Annotated in this window: 3 protein-coding genes; all 3 read left to right on the top strand. The window is 50.3% G+C overall.

What is annotated here, in order from left to right; genetic code table 11:
* Window positions 1-552, top strand: a 552-nt coding sequence (locus QUA44_RS29770) for a calcium-binding protein (RefSeq protein WP_445243717.1), incomplete at its 5' end; no start/stop codon positions are given.
* Between the two features lie 128 nt (window positions 553-680).
* Entirely contained in the window at window positions 681-4,724 is a 4,044-nt protein-coding gene (locus QUA44_RS29765; protein WP_333257323.1) for an FG-GAP-like repeat-containing protein, read from the top strand.
* 410 nt (window positions 4,725-5,134) lie between these two features.
* Window positions 5,135-7,793: FG-GAP-like repeat-containing protein (locus QUA44_RS29760; protein WP_333257325.1), on the top strand; the 2,659-nt coding region annotated here is incomplete at its 3' end.

Here is a 7,793-nt window from a genome sequence, read left to right as displayed (position 1 = left end):
GATATTATCCACGCACGCCCCGGCAATGATTATCTTGATGGCAAAGCAGGAGATGACTTGCTTTACGGACAAAAAGGTGATGACGGTATCAGCGGTGGTGATGGCAATGACATTATTTTTGGTGGCCAAGGGATTGATTTTATTAGTGGTGACAGCGATATTGACTTGATTTATGGAGGTAAGGAAAACGATCGCATTTACAGCGGCGATGGCGACGATATATTGTTTGGCGACGGGGGCAATGATTACTTATTTGGAGAAATGGGTGCCGACACTGTCACAGGCGGATTGGGTTTTGATGTGTTTGCGATCGCGATCGATACTGGTGGAACAAGCGCTTCTGCTGCCGATGTGATTACTGATTTTACCCCCAATCAAGACAAAATTGATTTAATTAGCCCCCTTGCTTTTAGCCAGTTAAATATTTCTCAAGGAACAGGTGCTTTTGTTAGCGATACTATAATTCAGTATCAGGTAACAGGTGAATATTTAGCTGTCTTGAAAGGAGTCACTGCCAGCAGTATAGTTCAGGCAGTAACTTTCGTGGTGTAGGGTTCGGGGATGCCGATAAATTTTGCATCCCATCAGGAGTGTGGTTACACAGCCCCATTGTAGACGTTTTTAATTAGCATAAATATTTTTTCTTGCTAATCACCTATTTAAAAAGTAAGAGATAGCCAATGCTCCACCAAAAACTGGTTTTAATTCTAGTTTTTATTGACTCAAATGTTGAAGATTACCAGAGTTTAATTAGCGGCGTTTCTCCAAATGCTAAAGTAATTATCCTAGATAAAAAGCTCGATGGCATTGAGCAAATAACCGAAAGAGTAGCAACTGAACAAAATATAGAAGCACTCCATATCATCTCTCACGGCAGTCCAGGTGAAGTACAACTCGGTACAAATACACTCAACAACAGCAACATAGAAAGTTTCGGCCCTCAACTCAAACAGTGGCGCAAAGCACTAATTCCCGGTGCCGATATTCTCCTCTACGGGTGTAACATAGCAGCCGGAGATAGAGGCCACCAATTCCTCGCTCAACTGCACCAACTCACAGACGCCAACATCGCCGCCAACACCAATACCACAGGCAACAGCGAACGAGGAGGCACCTGGGACATCCCCCAACTCATCCCCCCATCCCTCCACAGGCCCAAACTGGCCCTCACCGAAACCACCCTCAAAACCTACAGCGGCGTACTAGGCTTGGCTCCACAAGTCACCTTCGCTACTGGCAGTACCCCCCTCTCCGTCAGTATCGGCGACATCAACGGCGACGGCAAACCTGATTTAGCTGTGGCGAACGTCTACAGCAACACCGCCTCCATCCTGCTCAACACTACCGCCACCTTTGCTACCACCCCCACTTTCGCCACCCAAGTCACCTTCCCTACTGGCAGTCGCCCCTTCGCCGTCAGCATCGGCGACATCAACGGCGACGGCAAACCTGATTTAGCAACGGCGAACCAAGGCAGCAACACCGCCTCCATCCTGCTCAACACCACCGCCCCCTTCGCTACCACCCCCACTTTCGCCACCCAAGTTACCTTCGCTACTGGCATTCGCCCCTACTCCGTCAGCATCGGCGACATCAACGGCGACGGTTTACCTGATTTAGCAACGGCGAACCAAGGCAGCAACAACGCCTCCATCCTGCTCAACACCACCGCCCCCTTCGCTACCACCCCCACTTTTGCCACCCAAGTTACCTTCGCTACTGACGGTGATCCTAGATCCGTCAGCATCGGCGACATCAACGGTGACGGTTTACCTGATTTAGCAACAGCGAACACTTTCAGCAACACCACCTCCATCCTGCTCAACACCACCGCCCCCTTCGCTACCACCCCCACTTTTGCCACCAAAGTTGACTTCCCTACTGGCAATACCCCCATCATCGTCAGCATCGGCGACATCAACGGCGACGGTTTACCTGATTTAGCATCGGCGAACCTCAACAGCAACACCCTCTCCATCCTGCTCAATACCACCGCCACCGGAGCCGCCATCCCCACTTTCGCCACCCAACTCCCCTTCCCTACTGACAGTGGCCCCGTCTCGGTCAACATCGGCGACTTCAACGGCGACGGTTTACCTGATTTAGCAACGGCGAACTACAACAGCAACACCGCCTCCATCCTGCTCAACACTACCGCCACCTTTGCTACCACCCCCACTTTCGCCACCCAAGTCGCCTTCGCTACTGGCAGTCGCCCCGTCCCCCTCAGCATCGGCGACATCAACGGCGACGGGAAACCCGACTTAGCTGTGGCGAACCGCAACAGCGACACCCTCTCCATCCTGCTCAACACCACCCCCAAAGTAACCGCTGTCACCGCCACCACCCCTGACGGCAGTTACGGCATCGGTGCCACCATCAATATCACCGTCACCTTGGATGCTGCTGTCAACGTCACCGGTACACCCCAACTGCAACTAGAAACCGGCACAACCGACCAATTTGCCACCTACGCATCTGGTAGCGGCAGTACAGCCCTCACTTTCAACTATGTAGTGCAAGCAGGGGACACCTCTGCCGACTTAGAATACCTCGCCACTAACGCCCTTACCCTCAACGCCGGCACAATTAAAGATAATTTGACTGTAGATGCCATCTTATCCCTCCCCACTACCGCCTCAGCCAACTCCCTCGGCGGTAGCAAAGCCATAGTTATTGATACTACTGCACCAACTGTTGCCTTAACATCCGCATCAGCAACAACAGTAAATGGTTTATTTAGCGTCACGGCAACATTCAGTGAAAATGTCACCGGGTTTGATAATACTGATATCACCATTGCCAATGCGAATGTCAGTAACTTTGTCACAGTTGATGCCAAAACCTACACTTTTGATGTCACTCCCACTGCTGATGGCGCTGTCACAGTTGATGTACTTGCGGCAACAGCTACGGATACAGCGAGTAATAACAATACCGCTGCAACTCAACTAATTCGTACTGCTGATATTACACCGCCAACAGTTGCCTTAACATCCGCATCACCCACAACAATAAATGCACCATTTTTAGTCACAGCAACTTTTAGTGAAAATGTGACAGCATTTAGTAATAGTGGCGTTAATGTTACTAACGGTACGGTTAGCGGTTTTACAGGTAGCGGCACGACTTATAATTTTACAGTCACACCTACTGCTGATGGTAATGTCACAGTTGATGTACCGGCAGCAACAGCTACTGATACTGCCAGTAATAACAATACCGCTGCAACTCAACTGACTCGTACTGCTGATGTTAGCGCACCTACTGCTAGTTTGGGTGCAATTTCTAACATTACTACAGCGGGTAGTACCAGTCAGACATTGACAGTTACTTTCAGTGATAGTAGTGGAGTTGATGTTAGCAGTTTAGATGATTCTGACCTGGTAGTAAACTGGTCAGGTGGTACAATTCCTAGTGTATTTGTCAGCGTCGATACTAACAGTAACGGTACACCTCGCACGGCAACTTATTCGCTGACTCCGCCTGGGGGAAGTTGGGATGATACAGATAATGGCAGTTACGCTGTTAATTTGCAAGCATCGCAAGTAAAAGATACTTTTGGCAATCAAGTTGTAGGTAGCAATTTAGGCAGTTTTACTGTTAACATTGCCACGCCAACACCCACTCCCACGCCAACACCCACTCCCACGCCAACACCGACTCCAACTCCAACTCCGACTCCCACGCCAACACCGACTCCCACGCCGACTCCGACTCCCACGCCAACACCGACTCCCACGCCAACTCCAGCTACTCCCGCTGTCATTTTCATTCAACCACTTGGCAGTACCGACGTACTCGAAAGCTTGGGCAGCGATATATACAAAGTGCGGCTAAATACTCAGCCAACTGCTAATGTCACCGTCGCCATTACCCCTGAAACTCAAGTTACTGTCAGCCAACCTGCCCTTACTTTTACTCCCGCCAATTGGAATGTCGCTCAAACATTAACGGTTACTGCGGTTGACGATGCGGTTCTTGAGGGCGATCGTCTAAGTCCAATTAGCCACGCCACTACCAGCACAGACACATTGTATAATAATCTAGTCGCCCCTCTCACAGTCAATATCAGCGATAACGATAACTCAGGCGATGTCAAAACCTTGTCCCAAAAGTCAGTAATCGGTTTGACAGACTCCGACGATCGCGTCACAGGATCGGCATTGAATGACATTATCCACGCACGCCCCGGCAATGACTATCTTCATGGCAAGGCAGGCGATGACTTGCTTTACGGACAAAAAGGGGATGACGGTATCAGCGGCGGTGATGGCAATGACATTATTTTTGGTGGTAAGGGGATTGATTTTATTCAGGGTGACGGCGGCATTGACTTGATTTACGGAGGTAAGGAAAACGATCGCATTTACAGCGGCGATGGCGACGATATATTGTTTGGCGACGGGGGCAATGATTACTTATTTGGAGAAATGGGGGCAGACACTCTCACAGGCGGATTGGGTTTTGATGTGTTTGCGATCGCGATCGATACTGGTGCAATAAACTTAGCCGTCGCTGATGTGATTACTGATTTTACCCTAAATCAAGACAAAATTGATTTAATTAGCCCCTTGGCTTTTAACCAGTTAAATATTTTTCAAGGAACGGGTGCTTTGGAGAGCGATACTATAATTCAGTATCAGGTAACAGGGGAATATTTAGCTGTTTTGAAAGGAGTCACGGCCATCCGTATAGTTGAGGGAGTAACTTTCGTGGTGTAGGGTTCAGGGATGCCGATAAATTTTGCATCCCACCAATAATCTAGCGATAAAAGCTGCCCCGGGAAATTGTGCCACCCAACCCAACGGGCGTGAAGGCCTAAGTGTTGGGAATGATGGCAATTTGGTGAGCTTGGAGAAGAGACAAAGGTTACAAATGATAGGAAATGAAGCCGGAAGCCCGAACATAGTAATTGGAGTTTTCTGGTAAGGAGAGCGGCTGATAATATAGAAAACTTGAAAACAAAAATGACGGCAAGGAAAGACAGGACTTACGAACTGGCACATGGCAGTGCGAGCGCCTCAGCCCACTCAGGAGTGTAGTCACACCTGAAACCCCATTGTAGACGTTTTTAATTAGCAATAAATATTTTGTATTGCTAATCACCTATTTAAAAATTAAAAGATAGCCAATGATAGAGCAAAAACTTGTTTCAACTCTAGTTTTTATTGACTCAAATGTTGAAGATTATCAAAGTTTAATTAGCGGCGTTTCCCCAAATGCTGAAGTAATTATCCTAGATGAAAGGCTCGATGGCATCGAGCAAATCACCGAAAGGTTAGCAATTGAACAAAATATAGAAGCAATCCACATCATCTCTCACGGTAGTCCAGGTGCAGTACATCTCGGTGCAAATACACTCAATAGCAGCAACATAGAAAGTTTCGGCCCTCAACTCAAACAGTGGCGCAAAGCACTAATTCCTGGTGCCGATATTATTTTCTACGGATGTAACATAGCAGCCGGAGACACAGGCCACCAATTCCTCGCTCAACTCCACCAACTCACAGGCGCAAACATCGCCGCCAACACCAATTCCACAGGCAACAGCGAACGAGGAGGCACCTGGGACATCCCCCAACTCATCCCCCCATCCCCCCAAAAGCCAAAACTAATTCTCACAGAAACCACCCTCAAAACCTACAGCGGTGTGCTAGGCTTCGCAACCCAAGTCACCTTCCCAACTGGCAGTAACCCTTTGTCCATCAGCATTGCCGACTTCAACGGCGACGGGAAACCTGACTTAGCAACGGCTAACTTCGACAGCGACACCGCCTCCATCCTGCTCAACACTACTGCCACCGGAGCCACCACGCCCACTTTCGCCCCCCAAGTTACCCTCACAACTGGCGATGGCCCCTTCGGTGTCAGCATCGGCGACTTCAACGGCGACGGTCAACCTGACTTAGCAACGGCGAACTACGGTAGCGCCAACGTCTCCATCCTGCTCAACACCACCACCACCGGAGCCGCCACTCCCACTTTCGCCACCCAAATCACCTTCGCTACTGGCACTAAGTCCGCCTCCGTCAGCATCGGCGATATCAACGGCGACGGGAAACCTGACTTAGCTGTGGCGAACGCCGGCAGCAACAACGCCTCCATCCTGCTCAACACTACCGCCACCGGAGCCGCCACCCCCACTTTCGCCCCCCAAGTCACCTTCACTACTGGCGCTGCCCCCTTCGGCGTCAGCATCGGCGACCTCAACAGCGATGGTTTACCTGACTTAGTTGTGACGAACTACGGCAGCAACAACGTCTCCATCCTACCCAACACCACCGCCCCAGGAGCCACCACCCCCAATTTCGCCACCCAAGTCACCTTCACTACTGGCGCTGCCCCCTTCGGCGTCAGCATCGGCGACTTCAACAGCGACGGGAAACCTGACTTAGCTGTCGCGAACACGAACAGCGCCAACGTCTCCATCCTGCTCAACACTACCGCCACCGGAGCCGCCACCCCCACTTTCGCCACCCAAGTCACCTTCGCTACTGGCAGTGGCCCCAGATTACTCAGCATCGGCGACATCAACAGCGACGGAAAACCTGACTTAGCTGTGGCGAACGACTTCAGCAACACTGCCTCCATCCTGCTCAATACCACCTCCACCGGAGCCGCCACTCCCACTTTCGCCCCCCAACTTACCTTAACAACGGGCCGTTACCCCCGCTCCGTCAGCATCGGCGACTTCAACAACGACGGAAAACCTGACTTAGCTGTGGGGAACCCGGGCGACAACAACGCCGGCATCCTGCTCAACACCACCCCCAAAGTTACTGCTGTCACTGCCACCACCGCTGACGGCAGCTACGGTATCAGTTCTACTATCGCCATCACCGTCACCTTCGATGCTGCTGTCAACGTCACCGGCACACCCCGACTGCAACTCGAAACAGGCACAACCGACCAATTTGCCCACTACGCCTCTGGTAGCGGTACTACAGCCCTCACCTTCAACTATGTAGTGCAAGCCGGAGATACCTCGGGTGACTTAGAATACCTCGCCACCACCGCCCTCACCCTCAACGGTGGCACAATTAAAGAAACTGTTGGTACAGCCTTTGACGCTTTCTTAACCCTCCCCACTACCGCCTCAGTTAGCTCTCTTGGTGGTAGTAAAGCCATAGTTATTGATACCCTTGCACCCACCATCACCAGCGTCACCTCTACCACCGCTGACGGCAGTTACAACACAACTGGTAACATCAACGTTACCGTCAACTTCAGCGAAGCCGTTACTTTAGCAGGCGGTAATATGAGTGTCGCCTTAGACACAGGTGGCACTGTTACTATTTCACCTTTCACCAGCACATCTGCTGGCGGCATTTATACTCCAGCAACCGGACAAAATAGTATTGATCTCAACTCAACAGGCATAACTTTAGGAGTCGGTGCAACATTAAAAGATACTCCTGGAAATAATGCAACCTTAACTATTCCTGCGGGACAATCTTTAGCCGATAGCAGAGCCATAATTGTAGACACAATTGCACCAACAGTTGCCTTAACCTCCGCATCAGCAACAACAGTAAATGGTTTATTTAGCGTTACAGCAACATTCAGTGAAAATGTCGCTGGGTTTGATAATACTGATATTACCGTCGCCAATGCGACTGTCGGTAACTTTGTCCGACTTGACGCCAAAACCTACACCTTTGATGTCACTCCCACTGCTGATGGCGCTGTCACAGTTGACGTACTTGCGGCAACAGCTACGGATACAGCAACTAATAACAATACCGTGGCCACTCAACTAACTCGTACTGCTAATATCACCGTACCTATTG

The sequence above is a fragment of the Microcoleus sp. N9_A2 genome (assembly GCF_036701775.1).
In the GTDB taxonomy this organism is placed as follows: Bacteria; Cyanobacteriota; Cyanobacteriia; order Cyanobacteriales; family Microcoleaceae; genus Microcoleus.
This window is presented reverse-complemented; position numbering and strand designations above follow the sequence as displayed.

Coding starts and splice junctions, on each gene's coding strand:
- QUA44_RS29765 (WP_333257323.1), top strand. CDS start 681: ATGCTCCACCAAAAACTGGTTTTAATTCTAGTTTTTATTGACTCAAAT.